General features: G+C 68.3%; 17 protein-coding genes. 3 read left to right on the top strand and 14 right to left on the bottom strand.

The window, feature by feature from the left end; genetic code table 11:
* The first annotated feature begins 167 nt into the window (after window positions 1–167).
* Together AC3WLY_RS23725 and AC3WLY_RS23720 are read left to right on the top strand one after the other, a co-directional pair.
* Complete coding sequence (locus AC3WLY_RS23725; RefSeq protein WP_175960039.1) at window positions 168–2,285, top strand: penicillin-binding protein 1A; 2,118 nt, start codon at window positions 168–170, stop codon at window positions 2,283–2,285.
* A gap of 8 nt (window positions 2,286–2,293) precedes the next feature.
* A complete protein-coding gene (locus tag AC3WLY_RS23720) occupies window positions 2,294–2,905 on the top strand; it encodes a trimeric intracellular cation channel family protein (protein WP_175960040.1) in 612 nt (203 codons plus the stop codon).
* A 21-nt stretch (window positions 2,906–2,926) separates the two neighbouring features.
* Here the strand turns inward: AC3WLY_RS23720 and AC3WLY_RS23715 are convergent, their stop codons facing one another.
* The 10 genes from AC3WLY_RS23715 to AC3WLY_RS23670 form a co-directional block, all read right to left on the bottom strand.
* Window positions 2,927–3,310: a VOC family protein gene (locus AC3WLY_RS23715; RefSeq protein WP_175960041.1), complete on the bottom strand. Its 384-nt coding sequence runs from the start codon at window positions 3,308–3,310 to the stop codon at window positions 2,927–2,929.
* A gap of 105 nt (window positions 3,311–3,415) precedes the next feature.
* Window positions 3,416–4,246, bottom strand: a complete 831-nt coding sequence (locus AC3WLY_RS23710) for a heme ABC transporter ATP-binding protein (protein WP_175960042.1) — start codon at window positions 4,244–4,246, stop codon at window positions 3,416–3,418.
* Between the two features lie 19 nt (window positions 4,247–4,265).
* Window positions 4,266–5,354 (bottom strand): FecCD family ABC transporter permease, encoded by a 1,089-nt coding sequence (locus AC3WLY_RS23705; RefSeq protein ID WP_310136630.1) that lies wholly within the window; start codon window positions 5,352–5,354, stop codon window positions 4,266–4,268.
* Window positions 5,355–5,369: 15 nt separating this feature from the next.
* Window positions 5,370–6,287 carry a heme/hemin ABC transporter substrate-binding protein gene (locus AC3WLY_RS23700; protein ID WP_492309752.1) on the bottom strand — a complete coding sequence of 306 codons (918 nt, stop codon included), beginning with the start codon at window positions 6,285–6,287 and terminating at the stop codon, window positions 5,370–5,372.
* A complete protein-coding gene (locus tag AC3WLY_RS23695; protein ID WP_492309753.1) occupies window positions 6,284–7,375 on the bottom strand; it encodes a hemin-degrading factor in 1,092 nt (363 codons plus the stop codon). Before AC3WLY_RS23695 ends, AC3WLY_RS23700 begins: the two co-directional genes overlap by 4 nt.
* Before the next feature lie 49 nt (window positions 7,376–7,424).
* Window positions 7,425–9,695 carry a TonB-dependent hemoglobin/transferrin/lactoferrin family receptor gene (locus AC3WLY_RS23690; RefSeq protein ID WP_492309754.1) on the bottom strand — a complete coding sequence of 757 codons (2,271 nt, stop codon included), beginning with the start codon at window positions 9,693–9,695 and terminating at the stop codon, window positions 7,425–7,427.
* 244 nt (window positions 9,696–9,939) lie between these two features.
* Entirely contained in the window at window positions 9,940–10,167 is a 228-nt protein-coding gene (locus AC3WLY_RS23685) for a hypothetical protein (RefSeq protein ID WP_492309755.1), read from the bottom strand.
* Between the two features lie 210 nt (window positions 10,168–10,377).
* Window positions 10,378–10,779 (bottom strand): DUF6232 family protein, encoded by a 402-nt coding sequence (locus tag AC3WLY_RS23680; RefSeq protein ID WP_492309756.1) that lies wholly within the window; start codon window positions 10,777–10,779, stop codon window positions 10,378–10,380.
* Window positions 10,780–10,902: 123 nt separating this feature from the next.
* Window positions 10,903–11,163: a DUF2866 domain-containing protein gene (locus AC3WLY_RS23675; protein ID WP_072440302.1), complete on the bottom strand. Its 261-nt coding sequence runs from the start codon at window positions 11,161–11,163 to the stop codon at window positions 10,903–10,905.
* A 207-nt stretch (window positions 11,164–11,370) separates the two neighbouring features.
* A complete protein-coding gene (locus AC3WLY_RS23670) occupies window positions 11,371–12,531 on the bottom strand; it encodes a porin (RefSeq protein ID WP_425132377.1) in 1,161 nt (386 codons plus the stop codon).
* Between the two features lie 359 nt (window positions 12,532–12,890).
* Here AC3WLY_RS23670 and AC3WLY_RS23665 point away from each other — a divergent pair, with 359 nt between their 5' ends.
* A complete protein-coding gene (locus AC3WLY_RS23665; RefSeq protein ID WP_175960047.1) occupies window positions 12,891–13,697 on the top strand; it encodes a MetQ/NlpA family ABC transporter substrate-binding protein in 807 nt (268 codons plus the stop codon).
* 133 nt (window positions 13,698–13,830) lie between these two features.
* Here the strand turns inward: AC3WLY_RS23665 and AC3WLY_RS23660 are convergent, their stop codons facing one another.
* From AC3WLY_RS23660 to AC3WLY_RS23645, 4 genes are all read right to left on the bottom strand, one after another.
* The gene (locus tag AC3WLY_RS23660) at window positions 13,831–14,946 is read right to left on the bottom strand and encodes a succinylglutamate desuccinylase/aspartoacylase family protein (RefSeq protein WP_175960048.1); all 1,116 of its coding nucleotides are present in this window, start codon (window positions 14,944–14,946) and stop codon (window positions 13,831–13,833) included.
* A 227-nt stretch (window positions 14,947–15,173) separates the two neighbouring features.
* Entirely contained in the window at window positions 15,174–15,956 is a 783-nt protein-coding gene (locus tag AC3WLY_RS23655; protein ID WP_310136621.1) for a lysine/arginine/ornithine ABC transporter substrate-binding protein, read from the bottom strand.
* Between the two features lie 226 nt (window positions 15,957–16,182).
* Window positions 16,183–17,103: a LysR substrate-binding domain-containing protein gene (locus AC3WLY_RS23650; protein WP_165948156.1), complete on the bottom strand. Its 921-nt coding sequence runs from the start codon at window positions 17,101–17,103 to the stop codon at window positions 16,183–16,185.
* A gap of 141 nt (window positions 17,104–17,244) precedes the next feature.
* On the bottom strand, window positions 17,245–18,192 hold the full coding sequence (locus tag AC3WLY_RS23645; RefSeq protein ID WP_492309757.1) for a GlxA family transcriptional regulator: 948 nt from the start codon (window positions 18,190–18,192) through the stop codon (window positions 17,245–17,247).
* Window positions 18,193–18,285: the final 93 nt, after the last annotated feature.

Genomic DNA, 18,285 nt, shown 5'->3' with positions numbered 1-18,285 from the left:
CGCTGCGCGAACGGCTCCGGCGCGCTTTCCTAAATAAAATTCAGCCTGCCAAACTTTGGCTAAAGAATGTTCCGGTTTCGCGCCATCCCTTCGACAATGCGCGCCTTCTGCGATCGGCAGGCGCCTGTCGCGCGCCGGCCGTCGCGGCCTCGAAGAAGGAGCCCGACATGACCGACCACACCGCTTCCCCTCCGCCGCAACCCGCGCCGCCGCGCCGCCGACGCGTATGGCGCACGCTCGCGGGCGCGCTGCTCGGCCTGACGCTCGCGTGCGCGGGCATTGGCGCATGGACGATCCAGCGCATCTGGATGCAGTTGCCGTCCGTCGAGCACCTGGCCGTCTATCGTCCCGCGCTGCCGCTGCGGATTTTCTCGCGCGACGGAGACTTGCTGGCCGAATACGGCATCGAGCGGCGCGAGTTCGTGCCGCTCGAACGCATTCCGCCGCTGATGCGGCAGGCGCTGCTCGCGGCCGAGGATGCGAAGTTCTACCAGCACGGCGCGGTCGATGTCGGCGGCCTCGCGCGCGCGACGTTCGCGAACGTCGTGACGGGGCAGCCTGGGCAGGGTGGCAGCACGATCACGATGCAGGTCGCGCGCAACTTCTACCTGACGCGCGACAAGGTGCTGAGCCGCAAGCTCGCCGAGATCCTGATGGCGGCCAAGCTCGAACGCGAATACAGCAAGGACAAGCTGCTCGAGCTGTACATGAACGAGATCTACCTGGGCGAGCGCGCGTACGGTTTCGCGGCGGCCGCGAACGTGTATTTCGGCAAGCCGCTCGACGCGCTGAGCGCGGGCGAGGCGGCCGTGCTCGCGGGGCTGCCGAAGGCGCCGTCCGCGTTCAACCCGGTCGTCAACCCGTCGCGCGCAACCGCGCGGCGCAACTATGTGCTCGGCCGGATGCACGCGCTCGGCCAGCTCGACGACGCGACGTACCGCGCGGCCGTCGACGCGCCGATCGCGCTGGCGACCACGCCGCCGCCCGGGATCGTCGCCGCGCCGTACGTTGCCGAGCGCGCGCGCCGCATGATGGTCGAGCGTTTTCACGACGATGCCTATACGCTCGGCCTCGACGTGACGACGACGGTCTCGATGCGCGACCAGCGCGCGGCCGAAGCCGCGCTCGACCGCACGCTGAGCCGGCAGCCACGCGCGACGCGCGATGCGCGCAACGGGCTCGAAGGCGCGCTCGTGTCGCTCGATGCGGCCACCGGCGACATGCTCGCGCTCGTCGGCGGCGCGGATTTCAATCGCAACGTGTTCGACCATGCGCTGCAGGCGTATCGCCAGCCGGGTTCGAGCTTCAAGCCGTTCGTCTATTCGGCGGCGCTGGAGAAGGGCTACTTCCCCGGCGTGCTCGTCGACGATACGCAGCGCACGCTCACGCATGAGGAAACCGGCGCGCGACCGTGGCGTCCGCGCAATTTCGGCAACCGCTACGAGGGCTTCATCCCGGTGCGGCGCGGGCTCGTGCGCTCGAAGAACCTGGTCGCGGTCAGCCTGATGCAGGCCGCCGACGCGCGCTACGTGCAGCAGCACGCGGCGCACTTCGGTTTCGACGCGCAGCGCAATCCGGCATCGCTGCCGCTCGCGCTCGGCGCGGGCGCGGTGACGCCGCTGGAACTCGCGAGCGCGTACAGCGTGTTCGCGAACGGCGGGACGCGGATGGAACCGCGCCTGATCCTGTCGGTGAAGCAGCGTCACGGCGGCGCGATGTACGAGGCGACCGCACCGGCAGGCGAGCGCGTCGTGTCGGCGCGCAACGCGTTCGTGATGGACGGCATGCTGCGCGACGTCGTGCGGGCCGGCACCGCGCGCGGCGCGCTGGCGCTGCGCCGCGACGACGCGGCCGGCAAGACGGGCACGTCGAACGGATCGAAGGACGTGTGGTTCGCCGGCTACTCGTCGGGCATCGTTGCGGTCGCGTGGCTCGGCTACGACACGCCGCGTCCGATGGGGCGCGCGACCGGCGCGACGCTGGCGCTGCCGGTCTGGCTCGACTACATGAAGACGGCCGTCGACGGGCGCACGCCGGTCGATGCTTCGCCGCCGCAGGACGTTGCGCTCGTCGACGGCGACTTCGTCTACGCCGAATACACGCGCGGCACGTGCACGGCCGACGTGCCGCCATACATCCGCAGCCGCTTCGCCTGCGGCGGCGCGGCGGTGCAGGACGCGTCGGACGCGCCTGCCGACCACGGCAAGCCCGGCGAGCCGATGCCCGCAGCGGTCGATGCGGCCGAGCGCGAACGCGTGCTCGACCTGTTCCGGACCGACGACTGACGCGCGCGATGCATACGCTCTATCTGATTGCGATCGTCGCGGAAGCGATGTCGGGGGCGCTGATGGGCATGCGGCGCGGGATGGACCGCTTCGGGCTCGCGCTCGTCGGCGCGGTGACGGCGCTCGGCGGCGGCACCGTGCGCGACGTGCTGCTCGGCCACTATCCGCTCGGCTGGATCGCGCATCCCGAATACCTCGTGATCACGCTCGTCGCGGCGACCGTCGCATCGTGGGTTGCCCGGCATGTCGCGCGGATGAAGACGCTGTTCGTTACCGTCGACGCGATCGGCCTCGCGGCGTTCACGATCATCGGCTGCGACATCGGCGCGTCGACCGGCACGGCGCCGATCATCGTCGTGCTGGCCGGCGCGATCACGGGCGTGTGCGGCGGGATGCTGCGCGACCTGCTGTGCAACGAGATGCCGCTGATCCTGCGCGAGGAGTTGTACGCGAGCGTCGCGTTCGTCACGGGCACGCTGTATGTCGGGATCCAGCATCTCGGCATCGATGCGGGCTTTGCGACGGTGATCGCGCTGGCGGCCGGATTCTCGATGCGGATGCTTGCGGTGCGGCTCGGGTGGAAGATGCGGACCTTCGGTGCGGCGGATGTCGAGCATTGAGCGCGGCCCGCGCGCCGACATTCAGTCCGGCTGCATCACCTGAAAGACGTTGCCCTCCGGATCGAGGCCGTCGTACATCCGGTATGCGAATCCGTCGTAGCGCTTGAGATCGCGTACCGTCACGCCGTCGCGGGAGAGTCGGTCGCGGTGCGTGTCGATATCGGCGTCGATCGAGAAAACGAGCTTCACGGCGTTTGCGTCGGAATTCGCATGCACGAACGAGGTTGTTTGGCGAAACGCCGGGCCCGCCAGATGCAGCGCCAGTTCGATCGCGCCCGCATCGAGCACGACCCATTCACCATTGATTTCCTCGATGACTGGCAGGTCGAAATAACGCTGGTAGAACGCCTTCTGCAACGCGACGTCGCGGACGTACAGGATGATGCGGGTTATTGAAAGCGGCACGAGAGGCTCCTCGAAGGGGATGCGCGAATGATGTTGGGTGAACGTCGCAGTTGAAGGCAGCGTAGGACATCGAGCGACGCAACGACCGTGCAGTATTTGCCTACGCTACGCAGGCACCATCACCGGCGGTGTACCGTCGCCGGTTTCCACCATCTTCACCGCGAATCCGTAGCATTGCGCGATATGCGCGGGCGTCATCACGTCGCGCGGCGTGCCGTGCGCGACGATCGTGCCGTCGGCGAGCATCGCGATCGTATCTGCGTGCCGTGCGGCGAGGTTCGGGTCGTGCACGATAGCAAGCACGCCGAGCTGCCATTCGCGTGCGACCGCGCGCACGGTATCGAGCAGCCGGTGCTGATGTGCGAGATCGAGCGCGGCGGTCGGCTCGTCGAGCAGCAGGTAGCGCGGGCCGCCCTCCATACCGTCGTCGTCCGGCCACAGCTGCGCGAGCACGCGCGCGAACTGCACGCGTGCAAGTTCGCCGCCCGACAGCGTCGTGACATCGCGACCGACGAGCGCTTCGGCACCCGCGCGTTCGAGCGCGCGCCACGCGATGTCGCGATCGCGGTGCGCGATCACGTGCCGCGCACCGCTGCGCCGCGCATGCGGATAACGGCCGAGCAGCACGATTTCGTCGACGCTGAACGGGAAGGCCGGCTGCGCGGCCTGCGGCAGCACCGCGCGCAGGCACGCGAGCCTTGGCGCGTCGATGCGTGCGAGCGGTTCGCCGTTCAGCGTGACGTTGCCCGTCACGCGCACGCCGTTCGGCGCGACGCTGCCGGTCAGCTCGCCGGCGAAGGTCTTCAGCAGCGTGCTCTTGCCCGCGCCGTTGCGGCCGAGCAGCGCGGTCACGCGGCCGGGCTCGATCGACAGCGACAGGTCGCGAAGGATGGCGGTGTGTCGGCGGGCGACGTCGAGATGGTGGGCGGTCAGCATGGTCATCGTGACGGAAGGGTTAGCCGCCGAGCGCGCCGCGGCTTTTCCACAGCAGCGCGAGGAAGAACGGCGCGCCGAGCAGCGCGGTCAGCACGCCGAGCGGGATTTCGGCGGGCGCGGCGACCGTGCGCGCGGCGAGATCGGCGGCGAGCGTCAGCAGCGCGCCGAGCAGCGCGGCGCCGGGCAGAACGATGCGCTGGTCGGGGCCGCACGCGAGCCGCACGCAATGTGGCGCGACGAGCCCGATGAAGCCGATGATGCCCGCGCACGACACGAGCGCGCCGACCGCGAGCGCGACCGCGACGAGCACGCGCCGCTTCAGCCGTTGCACCGGCACGCCGAGATGCAGCGCCTCGGTTTCGCCAAGCTGCAGTGCGTTCAATGCATCGCGTTCACGTGCGAGCAGCACGCAGCCGATCGCGACGCACGGCGCGACGGCCGCCAGCGCGGACCATTGCGCGCCGCCGAGGCTGCCGAGGCTCCAGAAGGTCAGCGAGCGCAGCTGCGCGTCGTCGGCGACGAATGTCAGCAGCCCGATCGCCGCGCCGACCAGCGCGTTGATCGCGATGCCGGCGAGCAGCAGCAGCGGCAGCGCGAGCCGGCCGCGCGATGCGGCGAGCCGGTAGACGAGCGCCGCGACCGCGAGCGCGCCCGCGAAGGCCGCGACGGGCAATGCGGCCGCGCTCACGTGCGCGGCAAATAGGGCAGGGCCGAGCACGATCGTCGTCGTCGCGCCGAGTGCGGCGCCGCTCGACACGCCGACGAGCCCCGGATCCGCGAGCGGATTGCGGAACAGCGCCTGCATCGCGGCGCCGGTCGCGCCGAAGCCGCCGCCGACCAGCAGCGCGAGCGCGACACGCGGCGCACGGATGTCGAGCAGCACCGCGCGGGCCTGCTGCGCGGCTGCATCGCCGGTCAGCGCGGCCCATGCTTGCGCGAGCGGAATGCGGTACGCGCCGACGCACAGCGCGACGACGGACATCGCGCACACGAGGCACGCGAGCGCGGCCAGCGCGAACGGTGCAAAGCGGCGCGACGTACCGATGCGCGCGGCGCCGGAGTGCGAGGCGGGCGACGGTGCAGGGAAAGGCGAAGCGTGAGCGGGCATCGGGGCGGTCCGGAATCAGGCGAGTGCATCCGACAGGCGTCGGTGCAGGGTCGTGACGGCGAGCGGCAGGCGCGGGCCGAACCCGAGCAGGAACAGCGCATCGAGCGACACGACGCGCTGCGCGCGGCCGGCCGGTGTCGCGCCGAAGCCGGGCGTGGCGAGCAGCGCGGTGCGGCCGCCGACGGCCGCGAGCCCTTCGTCGGAGATCAGCACGACGTCGGGGGCGGCGGCCGCGAGCGCCTCGGTCGTCAGCGGCTTGTAATGATCGAAGCCTTGCATCGCGTTGCGCGCACCTGCGTAGCGGATCATCGCGTCGGCGGCCGTGCGCTGGCCGGCGACGAGTGCCTGGTTGCCGGTATGGTTCAGCACGAACAGCACGCGCGGCGGCTGCGCGCCGCCGGGTGCGCGTACGGCGACCGCGTCGCGCGAGGCCTGCCAGTCGCGATCGAAGCGCTGCAGCAGCGCGGCGCCCGCATTGCGCACGTCGAGCGCCTGCGCGACGCCGGTGATCTTCGCGCGCACCGACTCGACGTCGTGGCGTTCGTCGAACGTCGTCACCGCGACACCGGCGTTTTTCACCTGCGCAATCGCGGTGGGCGGGCCGGCTTCGGCCGACGCGAGCACGAGATCGGGCCGCAGCGACAGCAGCCCCTCGGCCGACAGCGCGCGCTGGTAGCCGACCTTCGGCAGGCGCTTCGCGGCGTCGGGGTACGTGCAGGTCGTGTCGGCGCCGACGAGCCGGTAGCGCGGCGTCTCGGCACCGCCGAGCGCGAACGCGGTTTCCGCGAGCGCGCCGCCGATCACGACCACGCGCTTCGGTGCGGCCTGCGCGGCTTGTGCGAGCACGCGGCCCGGCAGCGCGCCCGCGAGCGCGCCAGCCGCCGCGCTCGCCAGCACCGTGCGGCGCCGCGGATCGAACGATCGCGCGCTCACCGCGCGTCCCCGCGTGCGGCCGGCGGCAGCGTCGCGACGAGCGCGCGCCAGTCGTCGCGTTCGACCTTGCCCGGTTTGCGTTCGCCGAACAGCAGCGCGACGTGGTCGCCCTGCCGGTCGAACAGTTCGAGCGACGTGACGATGCCGTCGCTCGTCGGCTTCTTCACGACCCACGCGGCGGCGATCAGGTCCTCGCGCACGTGCAGGTTGAAGCCCGGGTCGAGCACGTTGATCCACGCGCCGACCTCGCGCACGTTCGCGACGGGGCCCGTATGGATCTGGATCATCCCCGCATTGCCGACGAACACCATGATCGGCTGGCCGCTTTGCGCGGCCCGTTCGAGCACGTGGCGCAGCGCACGCGCGGTTTCGACCGGATACGCGTATTGCGGATCGGCGAGGCGCAGCGCCTGCATGCGGCTCACGCCGAAGCGCTGCGTGATGCCGAAGAACTGGTGCGTATCGGTCATCGCGTCCCACGCGGCGCGGAAGCCCGCGACGTCGATCTCGGTGTCGGCGCGCTCGGGCGTCTTCGGCGCGGCGGGCGCGACGTCGAGGCCCGGCTCCTGCGACGGTGCGCGCCAGCGTTCGACGAACGCGTCGTACGCGGCGTGGTCGCTGTGCGCGCGCAGGTAGACCTTGTGGATCGCATGGCCCTGCGCGTCGAAGAACTGCAGGCTCTTCAGCGGGCCGTGCGCGGTCTCGTCGCGCACCGCGAACGCCGACACCCAGTGGCGATAGAAGATCCGCAGGTCGATGTCGCCGAGCGCGAGGCCGACGGGGCCGTCATGGCTCATCTGCGCATATTCGCCGTCCTTTTCGTGGACGGCCGTGTCGTTGCGCGTGAGCGCCATCACGCGGCCGAGGCGCGGCATTTCCTCGAACATCGCCGGAAAGCGCGCGTCGAGCCGCACGACGTGCTCGCCGACGAACGCGGCGAGCGCCTCGCCTTCGCTGACGCCGAGCGCCTGCGCGACGTCGCGGTTGCGCAGCTGGCGCTCGGTCTTGAGCTTGATGAACGCGTCGCGCAGTGCGGCGGCCGCGCGGGCCGGGCCGGCCGGTTGACCGGGAAGGGCGGATTGCATCATGTCGGACTCCTTCAAGTAACGGTTGGGGTGGCAGCGCGGGCTTCGCGCATCAGAAATCCACTTTCATGCTGACGGCGACCGTGCGTCCGGGCGACGTATACGCATCGAGCACCTGCGAATCGGCCGCGATGCCGCGCACGTCCGACCAGTTCCAGTATTTGCGGTCGAACAGGTTGCGGATGCCGATCGTTGCGCTCACGTGCTTGTTGAAGCGGTAGCCGCCGCGCAGGTCGACGACGAACGACGACGGCGGCGTGAAGCACGCCTTGTTCGAACAGTCGGATTTGTCGATGTCCTTGTCGCGCTTGGCGGCCTGGAACAGCAGGTCGGTCTGCACGAACCAGCGCTCGCCCGGCTCGTAGCGCACGCCGAACACGGCCGAGAACGGGTTGACCGTGTTGAGCGGCTGGCTGGCCGCGCCGTCGTTCTGCGTCGAGCCCTTCGTGAACGCCATCGCCGTCTTCAGCGTGATGCCGTTCGGCATCGCCCATTCGGCGCGGCCTTCGAGGCCGTGGATGCGCGCGTCGGCGAAGTTCACGTACTGGAACACGAACGGGTCGGCCGGCCGGCCGCTGCCGGCGATCGTCGTGCGCGAGATGAAGTTGCGGTAGCGGCCCGTGAACGCGGCCGCGCTGTAGCGCACGACGCCGTAGCCCGTGCCGGCCTTGCCGCGCAGGCCGGCTTCGAACGTGTCGCTCGTCTCGGGCTTCAGGTTCGGATTGCCGATCGACGTGTAGCCGTACACCGGGTTCGAGAAGCTGCTGTTCACCTGGTCGGGCGTCGGCGCGCGGAAGCCGTGCGCGTACTGCACGTACGGAATGACCGCGGGCGTGATCTCGTAGAGCACGGCGACGCGCGGCGACAGTTCGTTCGCGCTCGTCGACACGGCCTTGCCGGTGAACAGCGGATCGTTTCCGGTCGGGCTCAGCCGGTATGTGTCGAAGCGCAGGCCCGGCGTGACGAGCAGGCGGCCGTAGCCGATCTGGTCCTGCACGAACGCGCCGAACAGCGTGTAGTCGGTGTCGGGGAATGCCTTGTTCGGGAACGCTTCGCCGACGCCCGGCACCGTGCCGTCGCGCAGGTTCGTCACGCGCGACAGGCTGCCGTCGATGCCGTACAGCAGCTTGTGCGCGAGCGGGCCGGTCGCGAAGCCGCTTTCGGCAAACGCGGAGCCGCCGAACGTGCGTTCCTTGTACTGGTTGTCGCGCGAGCGCGACTTCAGCGGCGCGCCGCGCGTCTCGAACGCGTACTGGTCCTGCTTCGCGTCCTGGTAGTAGAACTGCACGTGCGCGGTCTGGAACCAGCGGAACGCGTCGTCGCGGAAGTCGTAGTCGACGCTGAAGCGGTTGCGCTCGAGCCGGTCGTTCGTCGTGAGGCCGAGCGTATTCGGCGGATTGATCGCGGACAGCACGTCGGTGCTCACGCGCCGCTGCACGGTTTCCGCGGTGAACTTGATCGTGTCGCGCGCGGTGGGCGTCAGCACGAGCTTGCCGAGCAGCGATTCGGAATAGACGTCCTGCGGGTTCGACGTCGTGCGCAGCGTGCTCGCCGAGTTGTTGCCGCCGCGCGTGTCGACCTCGTGGCCGCGCCGGCCGTCGGCGATGATCATCCCCTGCACGCGGTCGTTGCCGCCCGCGGCCGACACGGTCGCGCCGATGCTGCGGTCGGCCGAGTCGTAGCTCGGCCGGAACGAGAAGTAATAGGGCTTGTGGTAGATCGACAGCAGGTCGCGCGGATCCTTCGTGATGAAGTTCACGGCGCCGGTCAGGCCGTCGCTGCCGTAGAGCGCCGAGGCCGGCCCGCGCAGGATCTCGATGCGCTTGAGCGTGTCGAGATCGGCGTAGTCGCCGCGCCCCGCTTCGAGCGGCCCGAACGAGAATGCGTTCGGCAGGCGGATGCCGTCTTCCATCAGCAGCACGCGATTGCCTTCGAGGCCGCGGATGTTGATGCTCGAATCGCCGTCGCGGCCGCCGCCGAGCGCGGCGCTGCCGGGCCGGTACGCGGTGCGGCGCACCGTGATGCCCGGCTCGTAGCGCAGCGCGTCCTTGATGTTCGTGGCCTGCTGTTCCTCGAGATCCTCGTCGGTAATCACCGACACGGACGCCGCCGTGCGGCTCGCAGCGGTGGCCGTGCGGGTGGCCGTGACGGTGACGGGGTCGAGCAGCGCCGCATCGCCGCGCGTGGACGCGGCGACGAGGACGGCAGGAGGCGGGGTGGCGCCTTGCGGCGACGAATCGGCGTGAGCCGGGGCGGCGGACAGGCCGAACGCGCCGAACAGCGCGGCACAGATCGGCCGCCGCGCCAGCGGATAGCAATGCACAGGTGGTCTCCCATTGACGAAAACAAGCCCGAAGGCTGGCTGGGTGACGCGTTCACCTGGCTGGCCCGTCCGCGCGCGGCATGCGGCGAACGGCGAATTGAAAGAAACTGATAACTTTACCAGTGTAAATGAGAATCATTATCAGTACAAGGAAGGAAAGCGGCCCGTGCGGGTGAGCGCTTGCCTGCGCGGCTCGAGTGAGCCGCGGCGGGAAATTCGGGAGAAACGCGCAGGCGCGCCAGCGCTAGGCCAGCGCTTCGATGCGGATCAGCAGGTTGCGCGCATGCGCGATGAACGCATCGTGCGTTGCGCGATCGCTGTGGCTTTCGAGGCCCGCCTGTTCGGCGAACGCGATCTGTTCGGTGTAGAGCTCGACGAGCGCACGGCGTTCGTCAAGGGGAAGCGCGCGGATCATCGACACGAGCAGCAGTTCCTGCGCGCGAAGCATGCCGGACAGCAATTGAACGTTCATGCCGACCTCCTCGGACGATGCGGCGGCGGGCCGCTCTTTCCATACTAGGCGGTCGGCGTACGCAGCGCAGGCGCGGGGTTCGCGCTGATGATGCGGGAAGCCGATTCGACGAAGACGACTCGGCCCGACGCAACGATGTGCCGCGCGAGCCGATACGCGCCGCGCGCATCCGCGGATCGCGCATCCAAGCGTGCAGCGATGCGAATGGAATCAGCCTGCAGCCGTCGCGGCTTGCGCATCGCGCACGACCTGCGCATCGCGCACGACCTGCGCGACGCGTTCGACGAATTCGGCATCGACGCTCGACAGCGCTTCGCGCTTGCCGTCGGGCATCTCGACCATCAGGCGATACGTGACGTCCTGCGTGGTCCAGGCGAGATAACCGACGACGGCGAGCATCACGCCGACGACGAGTGCGGCGCTCGATGCGCCGATGCCGCCTGCGATGGCGGCGGCCGCACCGATCAGCGAGATCAGCGCCGGAACGACGCGGTTTTTCGGAATCTTGACGACGTCGACGTGGCGGATGTCACGCAGCGCGAATACCTGCCCGGCGGCCGACAGGCCGTTGCGCGTGATCATGACGCCGCGTTCGTTGAATGAGTTTTCCATCGTGTGTTGCGTGGACGAAAACGCGCAGCGTAGCAGGTTTCGTTGCCGCGTCAAACGAGACCGACTGCCGCACGATGCGTGCGGGGCGGCCGAAATACGGGAAGCGGGGGAACAGGGAGGCGTTCAGAACTGCAGCCGGCCGTCGCCGTAAAGCCGGCCCGGCACGTGCGACGCAACGACCTCGGCGATCTCTTCGTCGGTCGATTCGGCCGGCACGATCTGGCGCCGCGCGGGCGCGTCGAGATGCATCGTCCATTCGACGAGCCGGTACGGGCGGCCCCACGGGCGCTGCATTGCTACCGATACGCGGCAGCTCTGGACCGGCAGCGAGTGTTGGCACGTCAGAATCGCGTGCAGATGGCTGAAAACGGTATCTTCGATCATCATGGCCTCCGATCCTGTCTTGTGGGCAATCGATGGCGGCGCCGTCGGCATTTAAAAAAAAAAGCCGCCGATGCTCAGGCGGCCAACAGGGGGGGTGAGAGCATCCTCTCAGCCCAGAATTAAGCGAAACTTAAAAGCAGATAAAAAAGCGCCCCGCGTGGAGCGGGGCGCTTCTTGCCGTCGTGATCCGCGAGTTAAGCGGATGCTTTAGAACTTGTGACGGATGCCGACGCGAGCGGCGAGCTGGTTCGACGAGCCGTTGCCCGACGTGTTGAAGTAGCTCGTGCTCGAACCGATCTGCGCCTGCACGTTGTTGCCCGACGCCTTCTGGTAGACGACGAGGCCGTACACGTCCGTACGCTTGCTGAGCGCGTAGTCGAGACCCAGGTTGCCCTGGTTCCAGTGCGCCGAGCCGCCGCTTTGCGTCGCGTTCGTGTACGTGTAGCCGGCGGCTGCCGACAGGGCCGGCGTGATCGCGTACTTCACGCCTGCTTCATACGCGTTGTAGAACGTGCCCGATGCGCCGCTCGCGAGCGGGGTGAACTGCGTGCGCGTCCACAGCAGCCATGCGGTCGCCGGGCCGAAGATGTAGCGGCCGCCGACGCCATACGTGCGCAGGTCGCGGATGTTGCCCGTGCTGATGTTCGCGATCGTCGTCGAGAACGCCGGCGTCGACTGGCTCGGGAAGCGGATGTCCGTGTAGGCAGCGCCGAGCGAGAACGGGCCGTTCGCGTAGTTCAGGCCGAAGCTGTATGCGCGCGACGAGCCTGCCGTCGTCGTCGTGCCCGACGTCGTGGCCGGTGCGCCGGCGAAGTCGGTCGAGTTCGAGAAGCCGTACAACGCGCCGAACGTGAAGCCCGCGTAGTTCGCGCTCTGGAACTTCACCGAGTTGTTGATGCGGCTGGACGTGAGCTGGTCGACGTCGTTCACGTGGTACGCGTAGTTACCCGCGACCGTGTTGCCGCCCGTCGAGTAGTTCGAGCCGAGGATGTCGGTCGAGAACGAGTACTGGCGGCCGAACGTGACCGTGCCGTATTGCGACTGGCTCAGGCCGACGTAAGCCTGGCGACCGAAGATCGCGCCGCCCTGGCCGATCGTGCCGTTGCCGCTGTTGAAGCCGTTTTCGAGCACGAAGATCGCCTTCAGGCCGCCACCGAGGTCTTCGGTGCCGCGCAGGCCCCAACGGCTGCCCTGGGCAACGCCGTCGTCGTACTTGAACAGCTTGCCCGAGCCGCCGTTGGCGGTCTTGCTGTGGTTCACGTAGCTGATACCGGCATCGATGACGCCGTACAGGGTCACGCTGCTTTGCGCGTGTGCCGTGCCGGCCGTTGCTGCGAGGGCGGCGATGGTCAACAGTTTCTTGTTCAAAGGATTCTCCGAGCGAATGAATGGCGTGTCCAGTTGCGGTTCCGGCGCTCTCTATGGGCGCTTTCACGGACCGGCGGCAACTTTATCGGCGGGCCACGTAATGAATATGACAGCGACTGTCATATGAAGAATGTGTGGTGCCGATGCGACATTACGGCCTGCTTGCATAGGGAACGCATGTCCGTTCCCTATGCAAGCAGGCCCTGAATTCTGCCCGGCTGTATGCGAGGGAGTTATACCGATTTCGGCTGAGATTCGATCCCGATCGGGAATATGCACATGAAATAAGCTTGGTTGGCGGTGTTCGGGCCCCGTGCCACGATCCGTGCTCCAACAACGACACGGGACAAGAGGACACCATGCGACGTTCGATCCTGACCGGCCTCGGCGCACTCGCCGCGGCGCTGGCATTCGCGACGCCCGGCGCGCACGCCGACCCGCAAACGCTGAAGATCGGCACGATGAGCGGCCCCGACGCGCAGATCTGGACCGAAGTAACGAAAGTGGCCGCGCGCGAAGGGCTTGCGATCAAGGTCATCGAATTCAACGACTACGTGCAGCCGAACGCGGCGCTCGATTCGGGCGACCTCGACGCGAACGGCTTCCAGCACCAGCCGTTCCTCGACAGCCAGATCAAGCAGCGCGGCTACAGGATCGTCAACGTCGGGCTCACCTACACGGCGCCGATGGGTTTCTATTCGAAGAAGATCAAGTCGCTGAAGGACTTGCCGGTCGGTGCGAAGGTCGGGATCCAGAACGATCCGTCGAACGGCAACCGCGCGCTCCTGCTGCTGCAGAAATACGGGGTGATCAAGCTGAAGCCGGGCGCCGGCACGAACGGCGTGAACGCGACGCCGCTCGACGTGGCCGAGAATCCGAAGAAGATCAGGATCGTCGAGCTCGATGCCGCGCAGCTGCCGCGCGCGCTGCCTGATGTCGATGCCGCGTCGATCAACACCGACTACGCGGTGAAGGCGGGGCTCACGCCGGTGAAGGATGCGATCGCGATCGAGGATCTGCGCGGGCCGTATGCGAACCTGATCGCAGTGCGCGCGCAGGACAAGGACAAGCCGTGGGTGAAGAAGCTCGTCGCGGCCTATGAATCGGACGACGTGCGCAAGTTCATCGACCAGAAGTTCGGCGGCGCGATCGTGCCGGCGTTCTGAGCGCCCAGGCGTGCCGCCGCCCGGCCGGATCGCCGGGCATATCGGAAAGCAAATCGCCCGCGCTAGCGGGCGATTGCATTGGTGCGTGTTGGCACGCGTCGGTGCGCGCCGTTACCCGGCGCGCGGGCCGATCTCAGGCCGACAGCAGCGAACCCGTGCGGATCGCGGTCGCGCCGGCGATTCGCGCGACTTCCATGCCGGCCGTCGCGAAGCGCACGATCTGGCGCGCGTACAGCACGCCCGACACGCTGCTCTTCAGCGTGACGACGCGATCGGTCAGCGGATCGACGATGTCGGCCACTTCCTGGCCGGCCTCGATCATCGCGCCGACCGGCGTGCGGAACACGATCACGCCGGACACCGGCGCGACGAGCGGATCGGTGCCCGCGAGCGGCGTGGCCGGATGCGCGAGCGGCGGCAGCGGCGCCGGCGTGCCGTCGACGATGCCGCGCTCGGTCAGGTATTCGACGATCGCCTGAGAATCCTTTTCGGCGAACTCGTACGACACGTCGCGTTCGCTGCGCAGTTCCACCGTGACGGAAATCGCGCCGTTCGGGATCGGGAAGCGGTCGCCGAAGCGGCTGCGCAGATCCGACCAGCAGAAGCTGTGGATCTCGTCGAACGGGTTGCCGACCGAATTCAGCGCGAGCAGCGACGCCTGCGCGTCGAGATAGCGCGACAGCGGCTCGACGTCCTGCCACAGATCGGGATTCGTATAGAGGTGCATCACCGCATCGCTGTCGCAGTGCAGGTCGAGCACGATATCGGCGTCGAACGACAGCTTCTGCAGCGCGAGGCGCTGCGAGTCGAGCTCGGTGCGCGGCTTCTGCTCGTCGAGCGCTTCGCGCATCGCGGCGCGCACGGCGACGAGGTTGCGCTGCGCGTCGTTCGTGAGCCGGCTTTCGACGCGCGGCAGCACGAGCGCTGCGAGATCGTAGAAATTGCGGTTGAAGTTCTGCATCGAGCCGAGCTCGAAGCGGCCGAGGTGATCGCCGAACACGTGTTGCGACAGGCCGATCGGGTTCGGCACGGGCACGATGACGACTTCGCCGCGCAGCTTGCCGGCCGTCTCGAGCGCGGCGATCTTGCGGCGCAGCAGCGCGGCGACCAGCATGCCGGGCAGTTCGTCCGCGTGCAGCGACGACTGGATATAGACCTTCTTGCCGCCGCGCGGGCCGTAGTGGAAGCTCGTGATCTGGCGTTCGGTGCCGACGGCAGGGGAAATCAGCGGATGGGTCTGCGTTTGCATGATGAGGGGAGTGCGGCGCAGCCGCGAATGATCCGGTGTGCGTGGAAGATCGATTGTACGTTGCCTGCGTCGCCGCCATCAAACCGGTGACAGAGCGCGCTGATTTTCCTTGAGAATCATCGGGTTGGCGCGGAAAAAATAACGTTTCCGGCGCCGTGCGCGCAAAAAAAACGGGCTCCTTGCGGAGCCCGTTTGCGTCGAAGCGAATGGCTCGCTTGCTTGCCGGATTACTTGCCGTAGACGTCGAAATCGAAGTACTTCTTCGCGATCTTGTCGTACGTGCCGTCCTTGCGCATGCCGGCGATCGCGCTGTCGATCTTCGCCTTCAGGTCGGTGTCTTCCTTGCGCAGGCCGATGCCGGCGCCGTTGCCGAGCGTCTTCGGATCGTCGATATCCTTGCCTGCGAAATCGAAGCCCGCGCCGCGCGGCGTCTTCAGGAAGCCGATCTCGGCCTGCACCGCGTCCTGCAGCGCGCCGTCCAGACGGCCCGCGATCAGGTCGGCATAGACCTGGTCCTGGTTCTGGTAGGGGACGACCTTCACGCCCTTCGCCGCCCAGTAGGTCTTTGCGTAGGTTTCCTGGATCGTGCCCTGTTCGACGCCGATCGACTTGCCCTTCAGCGATTCGGCCGTCGGCAGCAGGCCGGCGCCCTTCTTCGCGACGAGGCGCGTCGGCGTATTGAACAGCTTCGACGAGAACGCGATCTGTTCCTCGCGCGCCGGCGTCATCGACATCGACGACAGCACGCCGTCGAACTTGCGCGCCTTCAGCGCCGGGATCATCCCGTCGAAGTCGTTTTCGATCCACACGCATTTCGCGTTCATGCGGCGGCAGATTTCGTTGCCGAGGTCGACGTCGAAGCCGACCACCTTGCCGTCCGGGCCTTTCGATTCGAAAGGCGGGTAGCTTGCGTCGACGCCGAACCGCACGGTCGTCCAGTCCTTCGCGTACGCGCTGCCGGCCGATACGGCAAGCAGGGCAACGGTCACAGCCGCAAGAATCTTTTTCACTCGGTGACTCCTCGTTTTGTTCGATGGGTGCGCGGTTGTGCCGCGCCGTAAGCCTTCGGTCCGGCACGGCTTCGCGCCGGACTGTCCGTTTCGCCCGCCCGATGCGGGCGCACGACGTGCGGAGATTATCAAGACAAAATACCGGCAGGGCGCCTAGGACAAGCCCCGATACCGGGCCCGGCGGCGGCGCGCGGCTGCGCGCGACCGTTTCAGACACAGGAACGATTCAGCCGAGCGTTTCGTTGACCGCCCGCTGCAGGCACGTGACGAATTGCGAAACGGCGGGCGTGGGCAGCATGTCGCGCCGCGCGATGATCGACAGGTCGAAGCGCGGCATGCTTTCGTCGAGTTCGGCCGTGCGGATGCCGAGCGGCGCGACCATCGCGGCGAGCGGGCGCGTGAAGCAGCCGATCACGTCCGAGCGCGCGACGAGCCCGAGCGTCACCGCGAACGACATCGGCGATCTCAGCAGGCGTTTCGGCAGCGGCAGCCCGCGCGCCTCGAACATCCCGACCATCACGCTGTGCGGAAACTGCTCGGCGCCGACGGTGACGATCCACTCGGCGTCGAGCAATTCCTCTAAACGGCGCGCATGCGCGAGCGGGTGGCCTTCGCGCATCACGACGGTGAATTCGGTCGACAGCAGCGGCGATTGCGTGAAATCGCGGTCGAGCGCGGGCACATGGTGCATCGCGGCGATGTCGAGCGTGCCGTTGCGCAATTGCGCGAGCGCGTCGGGCACCGTCACTTCCTCGAGATGCAGGCTGACGTTCGGCATCGACCGGCGGAACGCCGTCACCGCGTGCGGCAGCGCCGTCAGCGCGATCGACGGCATCGTGCCGACCGCGACGCGCCCCGACATCTCGCCTTTCACCTGTTCGACGGCCTCGACCGTGCGGCGGATGTCGCCGAGCAACTGCTCGGCACGCGGCAGCAGCGCATGGCCGCAGGCGGTCAGCTCGACGCCGCGCACGCTGCGCGCGAGCAGTTCCGCGTTGAGCGCCGTTTCGAGTTCGCGGATCGTGTGCGTGATCGCGGGCTGCGTCACGCCGAGCTCGCGTGCGGCGGCGCGCAGGCTCTTGAGATGCGCGGCGGAGACGAACGCCTGGAGCTGCGCGATGTTCAGGGGATTGCGGATGCGGGTCATCGGTCGGGTCCGGTTGGCGCGAAAGGGGCTTTGGCGGGCGAGGTGGCGGGGGCGGCGGCTTCCGGTCGCGATCCTGGCGATTGTGCGCGTGGGTTCACGTCGTCGGGTCGACGCGTCGGGTGCCGATGCGCAGCGCGAGCGTCATGCGCCGGACCGCGCGCGGAACGCGTGACGATACCGCTGCGGCGACGTGCCGACGATGCGCGCGAACCGCTCGCGAAACGCGGTCACCGAACCGAACCCGGCTTCCGTTGCCACATGTTCGATCGACAGCTCCGTGACTTCCAGCAACTGCTGCGCATGCCTGACGCGCGCGGTCTGCAGCCATTGCCGCGGCGACGTGCCCGTCTGCTCCTGAAAGCGCCGCGTCAGCGTGCGCACGCTCGTCGACGCCTTGCGGGCCATCGCGTCGAGCGTGAGCGGCTTGTGCAGGTTGGCCTGCAGCCAGTCGATCAGGCTTTGCAGCCCGTCGGTGCCGGCCGGCCATTCCGGCGCGATGAACTGCGCCTGCCCGCCTTCGCGGACGCGCGGCGCCACCGCGCAGCGTGCGGCGTCGACGGCGACCGCCGCGCCGTAGTCGGCCTGGATCATGTGCAGGCACAGATCGAGGCCGGCCGCTGCGCCGGCCGACGTCAGGATCTGCCCGTTGTCGATGAACAGCACGTTCGGGTCGACCGTCACGTTCGGGTAGCGGCGCGCGAGTTCGCCGGCCGCCAGCCAGTGCGTCGTCGCGCGCAGGCCGTCGAGCAGACCGGCTTCCGCGAGCACGAACGCGCCGCTGCAGATCGACGCGATCCGGCAACCGCGCGCGGCCGCCGCGCGCAGGGCCGCGATCGCGCGGCGCGACGTCGGCGCGAGCGGCACGGACGTGCCGGGGACGACGATCGTGTCGGCGTCGGCGAGCGCATCGAGACGAAACGCGGGCCGCAGTTCGAACAGGTCGCCGGCGACGCGCGCATGCTCGCTGCACACGCGCACGCGGTACGCATGCTCGACGCCGGGCGAACGCACGCGCGCGAACGTATCGCAAGCGACGCCCAGATCGAACGGGACGACATCGGGCAGAGCGAGGACGGCGACCGTATGCATGGCGTTCGAGGCCGTGGCCAGAATCCGTTTAAAGATGGCATTCTAGCCAATGGATCGGGCCCGTGCCACACGCCATAATTGCGGCTGACCAAC

Source organism: Burkholderia sp. FW306-1C-G01B, from assembly GCF_058781685.1.
Note: the sequence above shows the minus strand (reverse complement) of the source record. Positions and strands in the feature narration are given on the sequence as shown.